The sequence below is a fragment of the Sphingomonas larreae genome, from assembly GCF_051400595.1.
Taxonomy (GTDB): Bacteria; Pseudomonadota; Alphaproteobacteria; order Sphingomonadales; family Sphingomonadaceae; genus Sphingomonas.
Genome location: NZ_JBLFFI010000004.1, coordinates 339,944 through 358,243, shown reverse-complemented (window position 1 = coordinate 358,243; position 18,300 = coordinate 339,944). Strand labels below are relative to the sequence as shown.

Annotated in this window: 16 protein-coding genes; 11 read left to right on the top strand and 5 right to left on the bottom strand. The window is 73.2% G+C overall.

Features of this window, described 5'->3' with window-relative positions; translation table 11 throughout:
- Positions 1-112: 112 nt before the first annotated feature.
- Positions 113-2,251 carry a transglycosylase domain-containing protein gene (locus tag ACMGDM_RS16165; RefSeq protein WP_436805184.1) on the bottom strand — a complete coding sequence of 713 codons (2,139 nt, stop codon included), beginning with the start codon at positions 2,249-2,251 and terminating at the stop codon, positions 113-115.
- 161 nt (positions 2,252-2,412) lie between these two features.
- Between ACMGDM_RS16165 and ACMGDM_RS16160 the strand changes: the two genes are divergently transcribed.
- On the top strand, positions 2,413-3,012 hold the full coding sequence (locus tag ACMGDM_RS16160; RefSeq protein WP_436805131.1) for an NADPH-dependent FMN reductase: 600 nt from the start codon (positions 2,413-2,415) through the stop codon (positions 3,010-3,012).
- 130 nt (positions 3,013-3,142) lie between these two features.
- Positions 3,143-4,591: a methyl-accepting chemotaxis protein gene (locus ACMGDM_RS16155; RefSeq protein WP_436805130.1), complete on the top strand. Its 1,449-nt coding sequence runs from the start codon at positions 3,143-3,145 to the stop codon at positions 4,589-4,591.
- Positions 4,592-4,731: 140 nt separating this feature from the next.
- Here the strand turns inward: ACMGDM_RS16155 and hemW are convergent, their stop codons facing one another.
- Together hemW and ACMGDM_RS16145 are read right to left on the bottom strand one after the other, a co-directional pair.
- Complete coding sequence (gene hemW, locus ACMGDM_RS16150) at positions 4,732-5,868, bottom strand: radical SAM family heme chaperone HemW (RefSeq protein ID WP_436805129.1); 1,137 nt, start codon at positions 5,866-5,868, stop codon at positions 4,732-4,734.
- Between the two features lie 325 nt (positions 5,869-6,193).
- Positions 6,194-6,859: a GntR family transcriptional regulator gene (locus ACMGDM_RS16145; protein ID WP_436805128.1), complete on the bottom strand. Its 666-nt coding sequence runs from the start codon at positions 6,857-6,859 to the stop codon at positions 6,194-6,196.
- Between the two features lie 158 nt (positions 6,860-7,017).
- Between ACMGDM_RS16145 and ACMGDM_RS16140 the strand changes: the two genes are divergently transcribed.
- Both ACMGDM_RS16140 and ACMGDM_RS16135 read left to right on the top strand, forming a co-directional pair.
- Positions 7,018-8,241 carry an NAD(P)/FAD-dependent oxidoreductase gene (locus tag ACMGDM_RS16140; RefSeq protein WP_436805127.1) on the top strand — a complete coding sequence of 408 codons (1,224 nt, stop codon included), beginning with the start codon at positions 7,018-7,020 and terminating at the stop codon, positions 8,239-8,241.
- The gene (locus ACMGDM_RS16135; RefSeq protein WP_436805126.1) at positions 8,238-9,416 is read left to right on the top strand and encodes a M24 family metallopeptidase; all 1,179 of its coding nucleotides are present in this window, start codon (positions 8,238-8,240) and stop codon (positions 9,414-9,416) included. Before ACMGDM_RS16140 ends, ACMGDM_RS16135 begins: the two co-directional genes overlap by 4 nt.
- A 410-nt stretch (positions 9,417-9,826) precedes the next feature.
- Here ACMGDM_RS16135 and ACMGDM_RS16130 read toward each other — a convergent pair whose 3' ends face one another.
- Both ACMGDM_RS16130 and ACMGDM_RS16125 read right to left on the bottom strand, forming a co-directional pair.
- Entirely contained in the window at positions 9,827-10,258 is a 432-nt protein-coding gene (locus tag ACMGDM_RS16130) for a DUF6278 family protein (protein WP_436805125.1), read from the bottom strand.
- Positions 10,259-10,325: 67 nt separating this feature from the next.
- A complete protein-coding gene (locus ACMGDM_RS16125; protein ID WP_436805124.1) occupies positions 10,326-11,294 on the bottom strand; it encodes a DNA/RNA non-specific endonuclease in 969 nt (322 codons plus the stop codon).
- Between the two features lie 562 nt (positions 11,295-11,856).
- Here ACMGDM_RS16125 and ACMGDM_RS16120 point away from each other — a divergent pair.
- The 7 genes from ACMGDM_RS16120 (at position 11,857) to tolR (ending at position 18,293) form a co-directional block, all read left to right on the top strand.
- Positions 11,857-12,243 carry a DUF2946 family protein gene (locus tag ACMGDM_RS16120; protein WP_436805123.1) on the top strand — a complete coding sequence of 129 codons (387 nt, stop codon included), beginning with the start codon at positions 11,857-11,859 and terminating at the stop codon, positions 12,241-12,243.
- Positions 12,244-12,460: 217 nt separating this feature from the next.
- On the top strand, positions 12,461-13,744 hold the full coding sequence (locus ACMGDM_RS16115; protein ID WP_436805122.1) for a PepSY-associated TM helix domain-containing protein: 1,284 nt from the start codon (positions 12,461-12,463) through the stop codon (positions 13,742-13,744).
- 178 nt (positions 13,745-13,922) lie between these two features.
- Positions 13,923-15,971 carry a M3 family metallopeptidase gene (locus tag ACMGDM_RS16110; protein ID WP_436805121.1) on the top strand — a complete coding sequence of 683 codons (2,049 nt, stop codon included), beginning with the start codon at positions 13,923-13,925 and terminating at the stop codon, positions 15,969-15,971.
- Entirely contained in the window at positions 15,968-16,462 is a 495-nt protein-coding gene (locus ACMGDM_RS16105; RefSeq protein ID WP_436805120.1) for an asparaginase domain-containing protein, read from the top strand. The genes ACMGDM_RS16110 and ACMGDM_RS16105 overlap by 4 nt, the downstream gene beginning before the upstream one ends.
- Positions 16,463-16,659: 197 nt before the next feature.
- The gene (locus ACMGDM_RS16100; protein WP_436805119.1) at positions 16,660-17,160 is read left to right on the top strand and encodes a YbgC/FadM family acyl-CoA thioesterase; all 501 of its coding nucleotides are present in this window, start codon (positions 16,660-16,662) and stop codon (positions 17,158-17,160) included.
- Positions 17,157-17,849 carry a protein TolQ gene (gene tolQ / locus ACMGDM_RS16095; RefSeq protein ID WP_436805118.1) on the top strand — a complete coding sequence of 231 codons (693 nt, stop codon included), beginning with the start codon at positions 17,157-17,159 and terminating at the stop codon, positions 17,847-17,849. The genes ACMGDM_RS16100 and tolQ overlap by 4 nt, the downstream gene beginning before the upstream one ends.
- A 12-nt stretch (positions 17,850-17,861) precedes the next feature.
- The gene (tolR, locus tag ACMGDM_RS16090; protein WP_436805117.1) at positions 17,862-18,293 is read left to right on the top strand and encodes a protein TolR; all 432 of its coding nucleotides are present in this window, start codon (positions 17,862-17,864) and stop codon (positions 18,291-18,293) included.
- The last annotated feature ends 7 nt before the right edge of the window (positions 18,294-18,300 follow it).

Below are 18,300 nucleotides of genomic sequence, written 5' to 3'. Positions count from 1 at the left end.
GTGCTCCTGCGAACGCAGGAGCCCAGCGCCACGACCCGACGCCCATTGGCCCTGACGTCCGGCGTTCGCCGGAGGACGATCCGGCCAGACACCGACGCGCCCGGGCCGACGCTCAGCCCTCCGGGCCGCCCTCCTCGCCCTCGCTCGCGCCTTCGTCGTCAAGGCGGCGCCGCTCGGGCGCACGCTCGCGCGGGGCGGGCGGCTGCGGCAGCTCCACCCCCATGTCGCGCAGCCGGTCGAGCGCGTCCTCGATCCGCGGGCGCGCGTCGTCGACCGCGCGGCCGACCTCGCCGCCGAGATCGACCCCCAGCCCGTCGAGCATGTTGGCAGGGTCGATCGGTGCCGCCACCTCGTCCTCCACCGGCGCCACCGCGACCGGGATGTGCAATGCCGACATCATGAACTGGCGCCAGATCTGCGCCGGGATGCCGCCGCCGTGCAGCCCGGGGTTGGGCGCGCTGTCGTCGCGCCCGACCCAGACGCCCACCACCAGGTCGCCGGCGAAGCCGATGAACCAGCCGTCGCGTCCGCCCTGGCTGGTGCCGGTCTTGCCGAAGGCGCTGACCGGCAGGTTGGCGCCGCGCCCGGTGCCGCGGATCGACGAGCCCAGCAGGGTGCGCATCTCGTCGCGGATCTTGCCCGACATCGCGCTGTCGCGCCCCGCGATCGCCTCGTACCAGCTCGCGCTGCGCCCGCCCTCGACGCCGCGCGGCGTCACCGGATAGCGCCCGCTGGCGATCGCGGCATAGGCGCCGGTCAGCTCGAGCAGCGACACCTCGGAGGTGCCCAGACCGATCGTCGCCTCGTTGGCGATCGGGGTGGTGATGCCGAGGTCGCGCGCCGCCTTGATCACGTTGCGCACGCCCACCTCCTGCGTCAGCCGCGCCGCCACCACGTTGGACGATCGCGCAAAGGCGCGCTGCAGCGTGATCGGGCCAAGGTACCGCCCGTCGTCGTTGCGCGGCTTCCACCCGGCGATCTCCACCGGCGTGTCGTCCATCACCGTCGCGGGGGTGAGGCCGGAGCGCATCGCGGCGAGATAGACGAACAGCTTGAAGGTGGAGCCGGGCTGGCGCTTGGCCTGAACCGCGCGATTGAATGCGCTGGCGCGATAATCGCGCCCGCCGACCATGGCGACGACGGTGCCGTCGGGCTTCATCGCCACCAGCGCCGCCTGCATGCCTCCCAGCGAGGCCTGGCGGACGACGCGCTCGGCGGTGCGCTGGAAGCCGCGGTCGAGCGTGGTGCGCACCGTCGCCTCGGTGCCCGATTCGCCCGCCACCTCGCGCGCGGAGGGCAGCACCCAGTCGGCGAAATAGGTGCCGGTGGGGAGCGTTTCGGCGCGCTCGGCGAGCACACGCTGCGGCTGCACTCGCGCTGCCTCGTCCTTGGTGAGGAAGCCCGCGTCCACCATCGCGCCGACCACCACCGCCTGGCGCGCGCGCGCACCCTTGAGGTTGCCGGTCGGTGCCAGCCGCGACGGCGCCTTGACCAGCCCGGCCAGCATCGCCGCCTGGCCGACGTTCAGCTGCGTCGGGGTGCGCCCGAAATAATGCTTCGAGGCTGCGGTGATGCCGTAGACGTTGTCGCCGAAATAGACGTTGGACAGGTAGCGCGACAGGATCTCGTCCTTGCTCAGCCACGCCTCCAGCCAGAAGGCGATCATCGCCTCGCGCAGCTTGCGCGCGGCGGTGCGGTCCGAGTCGAGGAAGGCGTTCTTGGCGAGCTGCTGCGTGATCGTCGAGCCGCCCTGGCGCACCCCGCCCGAGCCGAGATTGGCCCAGGCCGCGCGCGCGATGCCGCGCGGGTCGACCCCCCAATGCGAGTAGAAGCGGCGGTCCTCGATCGCGAGGAACGCCTCGCGCACGTGCGCGGGCAGCTTGGCGGCGTCGACCGGCGCGCCGATGATCGCGCCGCGCCGTGCGATCGGCGTGCCGTCCGCTGCGGTGAGCGTGATCGAGGGCGGCGTCGGCGGCTTGAGCGAGCGCGACAGCGGTGCGGTCACCGCCAGCCAGATCACCGCGACCACGAACAGCACGATCAGCGCCGCCGCGCCGCGCACCAGCCAGCGCCCCCAGCGGAAGCGCTGCCACCAGGCGCGCCGGGGCGGTTCGGGATCGGGCCAGTGGCGGCGCTCCGGCTGCCAGAAGCGGTCGTCGCCGCCGCCGCCGTCCCACGGCCGGTCGTCGCGCGGCGGCGGGGGTGAGGGCGGGGCGGCGGCGTCGTCGCGCCACGGATCGAAAGAAGGCATCGCGCCGCGCCCGTCGTCGCCGGCGGCCGCGTCAGTCGCGTCGCCGCGCGTGTGATGATAGCGGACGCGGCCGGGTTCGTAGGGGGGGCGCATGCAGGAAGTGTCTTACATCAATATGACAGTTGCCGCAAGCCGCGGCCGCGTGCCACAAGGATAGCCACATGAGCGAGGAAGCGAAAGGCGCGGGCGCGCCGCTGGTGGTCGGGATCGGTGGCACGATCGGCGGCGTGTCGTCGACCGAGCGGGCGCTGCGCGTCGCGCTCGATGCGGCGTGCGCGGAAGGGTTTCGCACGCGGCTGTTCGGCGGCGAGGACATGGCGCGGCTGCCGCTCTATGACCCGCGCGCCACCAGCCGCACCGCGGAGGAGCGCGCCTTCGTCGATTCGGTGCGCGACGCGTCGGCGGTGATCATCGCCAGCCCCGGCTATCACGGCAGCATCTCGGGCGTGGTGAAGAACGCGCTCGACCTGCTGGAGGAGACCGCGCGCGACGAGCGGCCCTATCTGGCGGACCTGCCGGTCGGCCTCATCGCCACCGCTTATGGCTGGCAGGCGACCGGCTCGACGATCGCGGCGCTGCGCTCGATCGTCCACGCGCTGCGCGGCTGGCCGACGCCGTTCGCCGCCGCGATCAACACACAGCTTACCAAGTTCGACGACGCCGGCGGGGTGAGCGACCCGGCGGTGCGCGATCAGCTCCAGCTGATCGGCCGCCAGGTCGCGCGCTTCGCGCCGCTGGCCGGCGCGGTGCCGACGGGGTGATCGGTCGATCCGTAATGGATGTTATACTTTCTTAGTTCCTGGAGTAGCTTAGCGCTATCTTAGCCCTACCCTGTGCACCGCTGGTGCCTCGACCGGCTCTCCCGCGCGGTCGTCAGCAGGGGCGACCCCAATGGTCGAGTGGTTCGGTCGGCACGCGCCGATTCGCGTGAAGTTCAAGATTCTTGCCGTCGTTTATCTGGTGCTTTCGGGCGCCATCGCGGGGTGCGCCGCCTATGGCGTGCTGGCGGGCGCCAGCGCAGACCCGCTGTGGGTGATCGGCGGCGCGCTCGCCGGGGTGGCGGCGACGGTCGCGGTGACGCTGATCGCGGCGCGGCTGATCTGCACGCCCTATGTCGAAACGGTGGTGCGGATGGAGGGGCTCGCCGCGGGCGATCTCGACAGCCCGGTCGATCATACCGCCAATCGCGACTGCGTCGGCCGGATGACCAAGGCGATGGCGATCTTCCGCGAGAGCTCGGTCGCTGCGCGCGAGTGCGACACGCAGCGGCAGATGGCGCTGGCGATGGGCGAGGGGCTCGGCCGGCTCGCCGCGGGCGACCTCACCGCCCGGATCAACGCCGAGCTCAGCGGACCGTTTCTCAAGCTCAAGCACGACTTCAACGACGCGATGATGGCGCTGCAGGCGACCATGGCCTCGGTGGCGCGGGTGTCCGAAGGCATCCACCGCGGCGCGGGCGAGATCAGCGCGGCGTCGGACGATCTGTCGCAGCGGACCGAGCAGCAGGCCGCGAGCCTGGAGGAGACCGCGGCGGCGATGGAGCAGATCACCGCCACCGTGCGCGAGACCGCGGCGGGCGCGGGGCGCGCCAACCAGATCGTCGTCGCGGCGCGCAGCGAGGCGGAGGAATCGGGCGCGGTAGTGCGCCGCGCGATGGAGGCGATGGCCGGGATCGAGCGAACCTCGGTGGAAATCTCGGACATCATCGCGGTGATCGATGCGATCGCCTTTCAGACCAACCTGCTGGCGCTCAACGCCGGGGTAGAGGCGGCGCGCGCGGGCGATGCCGGCAGGGGCTTCGCGGTGGTGGCGTCGGAGGTGCGCGCGCTGGCGCAGCGCTCGGCCGAGGCGGCCAAGGACGTCAAGCAGCGTATCACCGCCTCGGTCCAGACGGTCGACGCCGGGGTGACGCTGGTGGGCGAGACCGGGCGCTCGCTCGAGCGGATCATCGGACGGATCGCCGAGATCAGCACGTTGGTCTCGGACATCTCCGGCTCGGCCGAGCAGCAGTCGCAAGGGTTGCAGCAGGTCAACACCGCGGTGGGCGAGATGGACGGCGTGACCCAGCGCAACGCCGCGATGGTGGAAGAGGCGACCGCCGCGGCGCGCACGCTGGCGGGCGAGGCGGACACACTGGCGGCGGAGATCGCACGCTTCTCGCTCGGCGGCGCGGTGCTGGTTGCGCCGCCACCGCGGATGGCGGTGCGCGCGACCGCGGCGCGCAGTGCGGCGCCGTCGCCTGTACCGAGCGCGGCAGCGACGCCGGCGCGGCGGCTCGCGGCGGCGGGAGGACGCGGCTCGGCGGTCGCGGTGGCGGAGGATGACTGGTCGTCGTTCTGATCCGAACCCGCCGTTCTTGAGGGGAGCAGGAATAACTTCCTGCCCCTTCAGGGGAGGGCCGGGGTGGGCCTCGCCCCCGGGCGTCCCGCTCGCGGCGGCGCCCCACCCCCTCCCCTGAAGGGGCGGGGAGTTACGGTCCCTCAGCGCACCACGCGCGGCAGGATCGCGTCGAGGAGCAGGATGCCCGCCTCGGTAACGCGCAACCGGTCGCCTTCCCAGGCGATCAGTCCGGGCAGCGCGGCGATCGCGGCGCGATCGACCAGCGCATCCGGCGCCAGCCCGGTGTCGCGCGCGATCCGCGCCAGATCGACCCCCTCCGCCAGCCGCAGTCCCATCAGCAGCGCCTCGCTGCCGCGCAGCGCCGGCGCCAGCGCCTCCTCGAGCACGAGGCCATGGCCGTTGCGCGCCACCCCCGACAGCCAGTTCTCCGGCTTGCGATGGCGTTGCGTCGCCTGCGCCAGCCGACGGCCATGTGCGCCGGGGCCGACGCCGGCATAGTCGCGGTAGCGCCAGTAAGCGAGATTGTGGCGGCTCTCCGCGCCGGGCCGTGCGTGGTTCGACACCTCATAGGCCGGCAGCCCCGCCGCCGCGGTCTGCGCGCGCGTCGCCTCGAACAGGTCGGCGGCGGCGTCGCCGTCGGGAAGCGTCAGCCGCCCCGCCGCCGCCTCGGTGGCGAAGCGCGTCCCCGGCTCGATCGTGAGCTGGTACAGCGAGAGATGCTCGGTGCCGAACGCGAGCGCGCGGGCAAGTTCGCGCTCCCACCCGGCCAGCGACTGGTCGGGGCGCGCGTAGATCAGGTCGGTGCTCACCCGCGCGAACTGCGCCTGCGCGACGTCGAGCGCGCTGAGCGCCTCCGCCACCGAGTGCGCGCGGCCGAGGAAGCGCAGCGCTTCGTCGTCGAGCGCCTGCAGCCCGAGCGACACGCGATTGACCCCGGCGGCGGCGAGATCGGCGAAGCGCGCCGCCTCGACCGAGGAGGGATTGGCCTCCAGCGTCACCTCCAGCCCGGGCAGCGGCGGCCACGCGCGGGTGGCGGCGTCGATCACCGCAGCGACGGTGGCGGGGGGCATCAGCGAGGGCGTGCCGCCGCCGAAGAAGATCGACCCGAGCCGCCGCCCCGGCAGCAGCGCCGCCTCGTGCGCGAGATCGGCGAGCAGCGCGTCGCGCCACGCCGCCTGGTCGACCGCGGCGCGGACGTGGCTGTTGAAGTCGCAATAGGGGCATTTGGAGACGCAGAACGGCCAATGGACGTAGAGCGCCAGCGCGGAGTCGGTCATGGCGCCGTCGCTATGCCGCGCGGGGCGGCGCTTGGCTATGGCCGGGCCGGGATGGCGGGAGCATCGTCCGACCCGCTTCGCCGCCGAGATCCTGAACTCGTTCCAGGACCATTGTGCAGCGCACTCGCGCATCGGGGCAGAGCCGGCCCGGCCGGGCCAAGCTCACAAAGCCCTCTCCGCTTCCGCGGATCCGCGCAGAAGTAGATGTCAGGTGGAAGCGTCTTGCCTCAAGGCCGCGCATCAGCTCGCGCAGCAGCGCGGGACCATTCAACCCGCGGAAGACGCGAGCCGCCTTTAGGGCCCGGACCCATCAACGCCGTCTCCGCTACGCCGCCACCGCACCGATCGCGAACTGCGCACGCAGGTCGTTGAGCGTGCCGCCGATATGCTCGTGCGCCAGCCGCTCATGCGTCGCCGCGTCACGCGCCATCCAGCTGTCGATCAGCCCGCGGTGCTCGAGGTGCGCGCGCGCGTCGCGCTCCGCCGGGCGCAGGTGCGCGACGGTGTAGCGCTCCGCCAGGATGCCGAGCCGCTCGACCAGCTGCGTCGTCAGCGAACGCCCGGCCGGGCGGACCAGCGCGATGTGAAAGATGCGATTGCGCACCGCCACTTCGGCGAGGTTGCTCGACGCCGCCTCGTCCAGCGCGTGGAACGCCGCCAGCGCGGCCTGGCGCGCCGGCTCGTCCGCCGCCAGCGCCGCGCTCGCCGCGGCGGCGGGCTCGACCAACAGGCGCAGCGCGAAGATCTCGTCCGCCTGGGCGGCGGACATCGGCTGCACCGAATAGCCGCGATTGGCCTGGCTCGACAGCAGCCCCTCCTGCTCGAGCCGCGCCAGCGCCTCGCGCAGCGGGATCTTGCTGACCCCCAGTTCGCTGGCGAGCGCGTCCTGGCGGATCGGCATGTTGCCGCGCAGCTCGCCGGTGACGATCCGCTCGCGCACGATCTCGAACACGCGATCGGACAGGGTACGGGCGATGATGCTGACGGGCATGACAATCCTTCGAACAGCCGATGCGGCGACCGAGAAAGCGTATCATCCCAGATGGATGCTTAAGGATCAATCAACAACACCGTGACACCGCCACCGCGCTTGTCGAGGATCATCGCAGACGATAGCGCTGACGGCGTGACGTGCACGGGGGAGCGGCGATGCGGGTCCTGATCGTCGGCGGGGGCGTGGTGGGGCGCACGCTCGCGCTCGCGCTCGCGCGGCGCGGCGCCGCGGTGACCCTGCTCGACCAGCACGCCGCCACCGCCGCTGCCTCCTGGGGCAATGCCGGGCACATCGCCACCGAGCAGGTCGAGCCGATCGCCTCGCTAGCGACGCTGCGCGGCGTGCCGCGGCGGCTGTTCTGGCGCGGCGGGCCGCTGAGCCTGCCGCCCGCGCAGGTGCGCCGCTGGCTGCCGTTCGCGCTGCGGCTCGCGCTGGCGTCGCGTCCGGCGCGCTTCCGCCGCGGCCGCATCGCGCTCGGCGCGCTGCTGGCGGAGGCGCTGCCGGCGTGGCAGCGGCTCGCCGCCGCGCTCGGCGCGCCCGAGCTGGTGCGCGCCGACGGGCATCTTGTCGCCTGGGAGAGCGCGGCGAGCGCGGCGCGCGGGCGCGCGGCCTGGCAGGCAGCGGACACCGGCACCGCGCGCGTCGTGGCGGCGGACGCCGCGACGCTGGCGCGGGTGCGCGCGCTCGCCCCCGGCGTCCACGACGCGATCCGCTTCGAGGGCAGCGCGCAGGTGAGCGACCTCGCACGGCTCGCCGCCGCGCTCGACGCCGCGCTCGACGCCGCCGGGGTGGCGCGCGTCACCGCCGCGGCGACGCTCGAGCGGGCGGGCGCGGCGGTGCGCGTGCGCGGGCACGACGCCGATGTCGTCGTGGTGGCGGCGGGCGTCGGCTCGCGCGCGCTGCTGGCGGCGGTGGGCGAGCGCGCGCCGCTGATCGCGGAGCGCGGCTATCACGTCCGCGCCGCGGCGGACGGCTGGCCCGCCGACCTGCCGCCGCTGGTGTTCGAGGACCGCTCGATCATCGCCACCCGCTATGCCGATCGCGTCCAGCTCGCCGGCTTCGTCGAGTTCGGCGCGGCCGATGCCGCGCCGGACGCGCGCAAGTGGCAGCGGCTGGAGGCGCATGCCGCCGCGCTCGGGCTGCCGCTGGCGGCGCCGTTCGAGCGCTGGGTCGGGGCACGGCCGACGCTGCCGGACTATCTTCCCGCGCTTGGCCGCTCGACGCGCGCGGCCAATCTGTTCTACGCTTTCGGGCACCAGCATCTCGGGCTGACGCTCGCGCCCGTCACCGCCGAGCTGATGGCCGAGGCGATCACCGGGGCGGCGCCGGCGATCGATCTCGCCCCGTTCGACCTCCGCCGCTTCGGGACGCGTGCATGACCATCGGCTCCTCCGACCCCGTCACCGAGCTCGCCGCGATCCACGCCGCGCCCGCGGTGCCGCCGATCACCGCGGCCGAGCATCACGCCCGCCTCGAGCGCGCGCGCGCGCTGGTGGCGGACATGGGTGCGGACGCGCTGCTGGTCGGCGCGGGAGCGAGCCTGCGCTACTTCACCGGGGTGAGCTGGGGCGCGAGCGAGCGGATGGTGGCGCTGCTGCTGCGCGTCGACGGTGACCCGCTGATCGTCTGCCCCGCGTTCGAGCAGGGCTCGCTCGCCGCCGAGCTGGCGATCGAGGCGGAGGCGCTGCTGTGGGAGGAGGACGAGGACCCGGTCGCGCTGGTGGCAGGCGCGCTGGCGCCGGGGGCGCGGCTCGCGCTTGATCCGCTGCTGCCGTTCGGCTGGGGCGAGAAACTGCGCGGCACCGGGCTGGCGGTGGGCGACGGCGCCGCTGCGATCGACCGCTGCCGCATGGTGAAGTCCGCCGCCGAGCTCGCCTGCCTCGCCGCCGCCAAGACGATGACGCTGGAGGTGCAGCGCCGCGCCGCCGCGATCCTGCGCCCCGGCATCGCGGCGAGTGAGGTGAAGCGCTTCATCGATGCGGCGCATCAGGCGATCGGCGGCGGCGGGTCGTTCTTCTGCGCGGTGCAGTTCGGCCGCGCCACCGCCTTCCCGCACGGGCTGCCGGGCGACCAGAGGCTCGAGGAGAACCAGCTCGTGCTGGTCGACACCGGCTGCCGCGTCCATGGCTATCATTCGGACATCACGCGCACTTATGCCTTCGGCCGGGTGCCGGCGGAGGTGCACGACACGTTCGCGGTGGAGCAGGCCGCACAGGCGGCGGCATTCGCGGCGGTGCGGCCCGGCGCCACCTGCGAGGCGGTGGACGCCGCGGCGCGCGCGGTGCTGGAGGCGGCGGGGCTGGGGCCGGGCTATCGTCTGCCCGGGCTGCCGCATCGCACCGGGCACGGCATCGGGCTGGCGATCCACGAGCCGGCCTATCTGGTGCGCGGCGACCGCACCGTGCTGGAGCCGGGCATGTGCTTCTCCAACGAGCCGATGATCGTCGTGCCCGAGCGTTACGGCGTGCGGCTGGAGGATCACTTCCGCGTCACCGCCGAGGGCGCCGCCTGGTTCACCGTGCCGCAGGAGTCGCTGGAGCGGCCGTTCGGCTGAGGCGGGCGGGCCGGCTTGACGGCCAAGCGGTTACGTAGCCGTCCCATCTCTTGAGTCCGGACCGATGTCTCCACAAGAGCGATGCCGGCGGCGAATGCGGCATGATGGACGTCGGGACGAGCCTCAGGGTCGCGGGGCCAGCAACGCCTCGGGCGTGTGCGGCACGGTGGATCGCGGAACAGGTCCGGGTTGGCGGAGGAGCATGAGCAGCCCCAAGCGGCCGGCACGGTCCTGCTTTCCGGCGACCTCGGCGGTGACGCCGCGGCGGCGGCATCGGTCGTATCCGGCCGCACCCGGCACGCTGCCTGCCGGGTGCGCGCGGCCCTCATCACGCGCCGGTGCGGGGGTTGGTTGGTGCGGCCGCGGGCCGTCCCGGCCTCCGACGCCGTGCTTCCCCGCGCGCGCCGAGCTCAGGCGATGTCTTCAAGCCGCGGGATGATCATCCGCTCCACCGCCTCGTAATAATGCTCGATCGGGTCCTCCGCGGTGTCGCGCAGCCGCGCGCGCACCTTTTCGATGGGTGACAGCACGATCACGCCGAGATCGAGCACCGGCCCCGGCGCGGGGGCGGCGCCGCGGAACAGCGCGAAGAAGCCGCCACGCGGCGTCGCGCCCGCCGGCGGCTCGCGCCACTGGCCACCGAGTTGGCGGCGGATCACCTCGCCGACGTAACAGCCCGCCTCGGTCGCGAACGCCGCGGCCTTGCCGCGCGCACGCCGGCGGTCGTCGATCGCGGCGTCGACCGCAGCAAGGCTGTCCGCCGAGAAATCGAGCGCCACCGCGCCGCTCTGCTGCGATCCGGCGAACCGCTCCGCCAGCCCCATGATGTCCGCTGCCCTCATTGACCCCTTTCCGTCCTGACCCAGACGCTCATTATAGGCGGCGCCGGGCGGGGCAGCGGGACGCGGGTCACACCAGGATGTCGGCGGCGCCGCGGATCACGCGCTCCACCTTGGCGCCGGTCGCCGCCTCCTCGTTGGAGAAGCCGTCGCGCAACGCGAGCGCGCCGAAATCGAGCCCGGTGGCGCGCTCCACCGCGGCGACGGAGCGCTGGTAGGTCTGGTACGGGCCGAAGATCAGCTCGACGCGGCGGAGGTCGACGTCATGATCGATCATATAGGCGGTGGCGGAGGGCGTGCCGTCGTCATGGACGAAGGCGATCACCTTCCAATAGGCCAGCGGGATCGCGACGCCGCGGTATACCGGATCGTCCGCGCGCAGCACCGGGCCGGTGAACACGCTCGCGCGCTCGCGCCAGCGCCGCACGTTGCCGAGCACCAGCTGCTCGAGCCCGAGCCAGGTCTGCTGGTTGTAGGCGGCGAGCTGCGGCGCGCAGTTGGTGAAATGGAAGGTGTCGCGGTTGGCGGTGGCGGCGTCCGTGCCCCAATTGGGGTCCTCGCGCCGGACCAGATGGCCGCGGTCGAAGTCGTTGCCGGTGTAAAGCTCCTCGCCGATCTGCGCGTCGGCGGGTAGGCGTCCGTCAAGCGCCCAGGGATCGCCGCCGCGCGGCAGCGCGACGCTGGCCGCGCCGTCGAGATTGGCCGCGGTGAACAGCGCGAGCCGGCGGCTGGCGGACATCACGATCGAGAAATGCGCATAGTCGAGCCGACCGTCGCTGCGCCCCGGGACCGCGCGCACGTCCGCGGCAAGCCCGGCGGGCGAGGGCGGCGGCACCACGAAGTCGCCGAGATGCTGCGGGTCGTAGCCGGTGCGGCCGGCGAACGCGCTGGCGGGGGTGGTGCGCGTCGCGGCGGTGGCGAGCGCGGTCGCGGGAGGGGGCGGGAGCGGGGACGCGAGCGGGCGCAGGTCGCGCAGCCGGGGACGGTAGAGGATGGCGGTCACGGCGGTCTCCTGCGCGGGGGCGAACTGACCCAGCATAGCGATTTCCGTGACGGTGCCGCGACGGCGTTCGAAGGGATGCGCCGCGCTTCTTGCCTCCTTGCAAAGGCGGCGCGTGGGTCATGTCCGGCCTGAGCTTGCGAGCCCGCGCAGGGGCCCGACGAGGGCGAGGCGCTTGTTACCCGGCCCAGGCCACGAAAGGCGCGTTCGCGGAGCGGCCCCGCCCGCGACCTCGTTGTTGTGGATGCCGCTGCGACACTTCTCCGTCATCCGGACGTGGTCCGGGATCTACCGCGCCGCGTACTCCCAAAGCATTGCTTTTGCGGAGGAGTGTATCCCGGAACAGGTCCGGGATGACGGCAGGTGAGGAGCGTTCCGGACGTTCGCAGAAGGATCGCTAGCGGGACAGGAGGAACCACCGGCTCACAACGTAGACTCTGCTGACCTCTAGGCCGCGGAACACGTCCGGGGTGACGCGAGATCGCCGGGCGGACGATCGGCCAGATTTCATCCTACGCGATGGCCTTGCCATGCAGGGGCGAGAGCCGGCGCGTGTCCGGCAGCGTTGCGCCGCGCTGCCGGTGCGCCTACGCCAATGGGCGTGACGCTGCCGCGCCAGCTCCTCGCCCGCTTCCCGCGCCTGGCCCTGTGGCTGGTGACCGCGGCGCTCGCGGTACGGCTGCTCGTGCCGAGCGGCTATATGCTCGCGCCCGGCGGCGGGCTCGCGCTCGTCGCCTGTTCCGGCACGGCGGTGGTGACGCGGGTCGACCACCAGCACGACTCGCCGGCGCACCACCAGTCGCCCGAACAGCCGTGCGCCTTCGCCGTGCTGGCGGTAGCGCTCGGCGCGGCCGCGGTGGTGCTGCGCCTCGCGATCGGGTTCATGGCGGCGGCGGTCGTCACCGCGCCGCGCCCGACGCCCGCGCCGCGCGCGCCGCCGCGCTGGCGCCCACCGCTGCGCGCTCCTCCGCTTCGCCACGCTCGCTGACCCGCCGGCGTGCGCGCCGGTGGCTGCTGACCCGCCGGCACGTACGCCGGTGCCTGCACCCCGCCGTGCGCCGCGCGCGCCGGCGCGTCGAGGATCGTCGCGATGCTCCCTCCCCGTTCCTGTCTCCATCTCTGTTCCCGTCCCGGCCGGCGGGCCGTGAAGCGCGTTGTTAACCATAGTTGCGCTACGCCGTGCGCCATTCTGGCGGAGCGGTGACGTGGCGGACCTGTATCGCGCGGTATGGCGCTGGCACTTCTTCGCGGGGCTGCTGACGCTGCCTTTCCTGCTGTGGCTCGCGGTGACCGGGTCGCTGTACCTCTACAAGCCCGAGCTCGAGCGCGCCGTCTACGGCGACTGGCTGCGCGCGCCCGCGCACGGCGCGCCGCTGCCCGCGGCGACGCTCGCCGCGCGGATCGAGCACGCCACCGGCGGGCAGGTGGTCCAGCTGCTGCGCCCCGCTGCGGACGACGAGGCGTGGCGCGTCACCTATGCGCTGCCGGACGGCGCGCGGCGGATGGCGTTCGTCGACCCGCACGACGCGCATATTGCAGGCACCAGCACGCCGGGCGGGGTGATGCAGACGGTGAAGCAGCTCCACAGCCTCGCGCTCACCGGCTGGGTCGGCAACTGGCTGATCGAGATCGCGGCGGGCTGGGCGATCGTGCTGGTGCTGAGCGGCCTGTACCTGTGGTGGCGGCGCGGTCGCGCGCCCGCGCTCGGGGTGCGCGGCGCCCCTGCGCAGCGCGTGTTCTGGCGCGACCTCCACGCCTCCACCGGGCTGGTCGCGGGCGCGGTGATCCTGTTCCTCGCGCTGAGCGGAATGCCGTGGAGCGCGGTATGGGGCCGGACCGTCCAGGACGCGGTGGCGGGGGCGGGCTGGGGCCGGCCGGCGGCGCCGGTCGCGCCCGCGCTGGCGCATGCGGCGCACGATCTGCCCTGGTCGCTCCAGCAGCGACCGATGCCGCACGGCGGCGCGCACGCCACCATCACCGCGGACCAGGCGCTGGCGGCGGCGGCGCGGCTGGGGCTCGCGCGCGACTATACGCTCACCTGGCCGGCGGCGCCGGGCGCGCCCTGGCTGGTCAGCGCCAATCTCGGGCCGGCGCAGGCGGCGCACGTCGTCTATGTCGACGCGGCGGGCGGGCGCGTGCTGCAGGACGCGCGCTTCGCGCAGTTCGGCGGCGCGGCGCGCGCGATCGAGTGGAGCGCCGCGGTCCACCAGGGCAAGCAATATGGCGAGCCCAACCGGCTGGTGATGCTCGCCGCCTGTGCCGCGCTGGCGCTGCTGTGCGTGTCGGCACCGGTGATGTGGTGGAAGCGCCGCCCGCGCGGGCGCGTCGGCGCCCCGCCGGGGCGCAGCGGCGCGGGGCTGGTCGCGATCATGGCGGTAGCGGGGCTGCTGTTCCCGCTTACCGGGCTGACGATGGTGGTGGCGCTGTTGGCGCAGGCGGCATGGCGCTGGCGGGCGGGCGCTGAGGCGCGCGCGCGCGCGGTGGCGTGAGCTTGCTGGCAGAGGGCGGGGGCGGGACGGAGGTGACCGCCCATGGCGCCGCGCGTGGCGGAGGGTTATCTCCCCGCCGCATCGCGCAGGGTCGACCCGCCCGCGACCTGCCGCTCCTGCCGGCGGGCCGGGACACCCCACTGGCAAGCCGCCTCCCGCGTCCCTATCATCGTCCGCGATGACCGACACCGACCTGCTCGACCCGATCGCGCTGCCCGATTATGCCGCGCTGACCCCCGACACTATCGCCGCCGCGCTCGACGCCGCGATCGTGCGCCACGCCGAGGCGGTCGCCACCGTCACGCGCGAGCGCCCGACCGATTTCGCCGCCGCCTGGCTCCCGCTCGAGCGCGCCGAGGCCGCAATCGATGCTTTGTGGTCGGCGGTGTCGCACCTGCGCGGCGTCGCCGACACGCCCGAGCTGCGCGCCGCGCACGCCGCCGGGCAGGAGAAGCTCGTCCAGCACAGCATGGCGGTGGCGCAGAACCGCGAGCTCTACGAGGTGCTCACCGCGCTTGAGGCGTCGCCCGGCTTCGCCGCGCTGCCGCGGCAGGACCGCGTCGCGGTGGAGCATGCGGTGCGCGACTTCCGCCTCGCCGGCGTCGCGCTCGACGCCGACCAGCGCGAGCGCTTCGCCGCGATCTCGGTCGAGCTCTCCGCGCTCTCGACCGAGTTCGGCAGCGCGCTGCTCGACGCCACCGACGCCTGGACGCTCGCGATCGCGGACGAGGCGCGGCTCGCCGGCCTGTCCGGCGCCGACAAGGCGATGTTCGCCGCCGCCGCCAAGGCCAAGGGGCAGGACGGCTGGCTCGTCACGCTGCAGCAGCCGAGCGTCACCGCGGTGCTGACCTTCGCCGAGGATCGCGACCTGCGCGAGGCGGTCTACCGCGCTTATGGCACGCGCGCCTCCGACCAGGGCCCCAACGCCGGCCAGTTCGACAACGGCCCGCGGATCGCGCGCATCCTCGCGCTGCGGCGTGAGGCGGCGGGGCTGCTCGGCTTCACCGATCCGGTGGAATGGTCGCTCGCCACCAAGATGGCGCCCAATGCGGGCGAGGTGCTGACCTTCCTGCGCGACCTCGCCCGCCGCGCGCGTCCCGCCGCGCAGCGCGACCGCGACGCGCTGGAGGCGTTCGCGCGCGACACGCTCGGGCTCGACCGGCTCGAGCCGTGGGACGCGGGCTTCGCCGCCAACCGGCTGCGCCAGGCGCGCTATGCGGTCGACGAGCAGGAGGTGCGCGGCTATTTTCCGGTCGAGCGCGTCACCGCGGGCTGGCAGGCGCTGCTCGGGCAGCTGTTCGGGCTCCAGCTGGTCGCGCGCGACGATGTCGCCACCTATCACCCTGACGCCACTTACTATGACGTGGTGGACGACGCGGGCGAGACCTTCGCCGGCCTGTACCTCGACCTCCATGCGCGCCCGGGCAAGCGCGGCGGCGCGTGGATGGCGCAGGCGCGGCCGCGGCTGCGCGACGGCAACAATGTCCGCGTGCCGGTCGCCTATCTCGTCTGCAACTTCGCGCCGAAGAGCCCCGACGCGCCCTCGCTGCTGAGCCACAATGACGTGGTGACGCTGCTGCACGAGACTGGCCACTGCCTCCACCATCTGTTCACGCGCGTCGACCGCCCCTCGATCGCGGGGACGAGCGGGTTCGAGTGGGACGCGGTCGAGCTGCCGAGCCAGCTGATGGAGGATTTCGCCTGGGACGGCGACATTCTCACCGGCATGTCGGGGCATCACGCGACCGGCGCGCCGCTGCCGCCCGCGCTGTTCGAGAAGATGGTGGCGGCGCGGCGGTTCCAGTCGGGGCTGTTCATCGTCCGCCAGCTCGAGTTCGCCCTGTTCGACCTGCTGCTCCACCTCGGCACGCTCGGCAGCGACCCGATGGAGGTGATCGAGGCGGTGCGCGACGAGGTGGCGGTGATCCGCCCGCCCGAATGGCACCGCTTCCCGCACGGCTTCGCGCATATCTTCGCGGGCGGCTATGCCTCCGGCTATTACAGCTATCTCTGGGCCGAGGTGCTGGCCGCGGACGGCTTCGGCAAGTTCGCCGAGAACGGGCTGGTCGATCGCGCCACCGGGACCGCCTTGCGCGAGGAGGTGCTGGCGCGCGGCGCGACCCGGCCCGCGGCGGAGAGCTTCCGCGCCTTTCGCGGGCGCGACCCGGACCCGGCGGCGATGCTGGGGCGCCACGGGCTGCTTGAAGGCGTGGAGGGTGAGGCGTGAGCCTGCTCGTCGTCACTACCGGCGGCACGATCGACAAGCTCTATTTCGACGCGCTGAGCGAGTATCAGATCGGCGACAGCGTGGTGGAGCGCGTGCTGCGCCAGGCGCGCGTGGCGCTGCCGTTCCGCGTGGTGGAGCTGCTGCGCAAGGACAGCCTCGACCTCACCGACGCCGACCGTGCCGCGATCGTCGCGACCGTGGCGGCCGCACCGGAGACGCGCGTGGTGATCACGCACGGCACCGACACGATGACCGAAACCGCCGCGGCGCTGCTGGCGACCGGCGCGGGAACTGCGGGGAAGACGATCGTGCTGGTGGGGGCGCTGGCGCCGGCGCGCTTCGCCGACAGCGACGCGCCGTTCAACCTCGGCATGGCGGTGGCCGCGGCGCAGACCGCCGCGCCCGGCGTGTGGATCGCGATGAACGGCACGGTGTTCGACGGCGCCAGGGTGCGCAAGGACTGCTCGGTCAACAGCTTCGTGGCGAGCTGAGGGGGGGCCGCGGCGTGGGCGGGAGTAGGAGATTGGGTAGGTGGTAGCGTCAGGGTGAACCCCTCCCCTGAAGGGAGGGGGGCGTTCGATCGATGGCCTCTCTCTCGACTTTCGAAACGACCAAGCTCCCCCACCTGACCCACGTCACGCCCAAGCGGGGTTCCCACCCCCCGGCGCATCGGTTACCAGCCTCAGCCATGACGGCGGGCGTGCACGATCAGCCAGCAGAGGGGCGGTTCGCGGGGAGGGTGCATCTCTTCCCGCTGCGGGTCTATTTCGAAGACACCGATCTGTCGGGCGTCGTCTACCACGCCAACTACCTGCGCTACATGGAGCGCGCCCGCTCCGACATGCTCCACGTCGCCGGCATCGACCAGCGCGCACACCATGAGGCGGGCGGCGGCGCCTATGCCATCGCCGACCTGCACATCCGCTACGCCGCCCCGGCGCGGCTCGGCGACGCGCTGCTCGTCGAGAGCGAGGTCGCGCAGGCGCGCGCCGCCAGCGTGATTATTCATCAGACAGTCAGGCGCGGCGCGGAAATGCTGGCGCGGGCAGAGGTCACCGCGGCGCTGGTCGGCGCCGACGGTCGGCCGCGGCGCCAGCCGGTGGCCTGGCTCGAGCAGTTCCGCCGCCTCGCCGCCACCGCCGCGGCCGACACCGCGACGGCCGACACCACAGGGGAAGAGACGCCGTGAATCCGATTTTGCAGACCGACGCCGCGACCCTGTCGCCGATCGCGCTGTTCCTCCAGGCCGACTGGGTGGTGAAGGGCGTGATGCTCGGGCTGCTGCTCGCCAGCATCTGGACCTGGGCGATCATCATCGGCTTCTGGCTCAAGCTCGGCCGCACCCGGAAGAAGAGCGCGCAGTTCGAGCGCGACTTCTGGAAGGCGGACGACATCGACGCCTTCTACAAAAGCAACGGCCAGAGCGACCTGCCGTCGGCGCGCGTGCTCGCCGCCGGCGTCACCGAGTGGCGCCGCTCCACCCACGGCAACGTGATCGACCGCGACGGCACGCGCGAGCGGCTCGGCACGGTGATGGGCGCGGCGGTGGCCAAGGAGATCGACGACATCTCGGACCGGCTCAACGTGCTCGCCACCGTCGGCTCGGTGGCGCCGTTCGTCGGGCTGTTCGGCACGGTGTGGGGCATCATGCGCAGCTTCACCGCGATCGCCAGCCAGCAGAACACCAGCCTGTCGGTGGTGGCGCCGGGCATCGCCGAGGCTTTGTTCGCCACCGCGATCGGGCTGTTCGCGGCGATCCCCGCGGTGATCGCGTACAATCGCTTCGGCCATGCGATCAACCGCATCGAGGCGCGGCTCAACCGCTTCGCCGACGGCTTCCACGCCACGCTGTCGCGCCAGCTCGACGGCGAGCGCTGAGGGCTAACGCACATGGCGATGAACCTGCCCTCCAGCCGCGGCAAGGGCCGCAAGGCGCCGATGGCGGAGATCAACGTGACGCCGCTGGTCGACGTCATGCTGGTGCTGCTGATCATCTTCATGGTCACCGCGCCGCTGCTGACCCAGGGCGTGCCGGTGAACCTGCCGGACAGCCGCGCCAAGCCGCTCGACCAGGACCAGCAGCCGACCGAGATCTCGCTCGACGAGCAGGGCCGGATCTTCGTCGCCAAGGAGGAGGTGCCCGCCGACGCCTTGCCGTCGCGGCTCGCCGCCATTGCCGCGACGGGGAAGGACAGCCAGCCGCCGCAGGTGTTCCTGCGCGCCGACCGCGGGCTCGACTATGGTCGCGTGATGCGCGCGATGGGCGAGCTCAACCGCGCCGGGCTCAACCGCGTCGCGCTGGTCACGGTCGGCGAGGACTGACGCGGAC